Annotated in this window: 1 protein-coding gene; it reads right to left on the minus strand. The window is 82.6% G+C overall.

Annotation, left to right across the window (positions count from 1 at the left end):
* A partial coding sequence (locus ABD067_RS08200) for a hypothetical protein (RefSeq protein ID WP_343894746.1) occupies positions 1-407 on the minus strand: 407 nt, incomplete at both ends.

Genomic DNA, 407 nt, shown 5'->3' on the forward strand with positions numbered 1-407 from the left:
CGGCGGCGGCGCCGCGGCGCGACGGCGCCGCGGGCTGCCACGACGCGCCCGCGGCGGGCAGGCCGGATTGCAAGCGGCACAAGGCGATCGCCACCTCCGCCTCGCCGCAGGCGTCCTCGGCCCACAGGTCGCCGAGCGCCCGCGCAGCCCCCTCCAGCAACGCCAAGCGCGCCGTGCCCGGCAGCGCCCCGGCGCAGAGCGCGAACACGCGCCCTGCGGCCCCCTCCGCGCCGGACAAGGCGCGACTCGCCAACCCGGCGGCGGCGCCTTCGGCCTCGCGCTGCGCGACCGCCCCGGCCTCGGCCCGCCGAGCCGACGCGCGCGCGGACAGCATCCCCGGCAGCACGACCTCCCGCGCCACGCGCTCGAGCACGGCCCGGACGCGGCGCGCGTCGCCACCGCCCCCC

The organism is Craurococcus roseus (genome assembly GCF_039523795.1).
GTDB classification, from domain to species: Bacteria; Pseudomonadota; Alphaproteobacteria; order Acetobacterales; family Acetobacteraceae; genus Craurococcus; species Craurococcus roseus.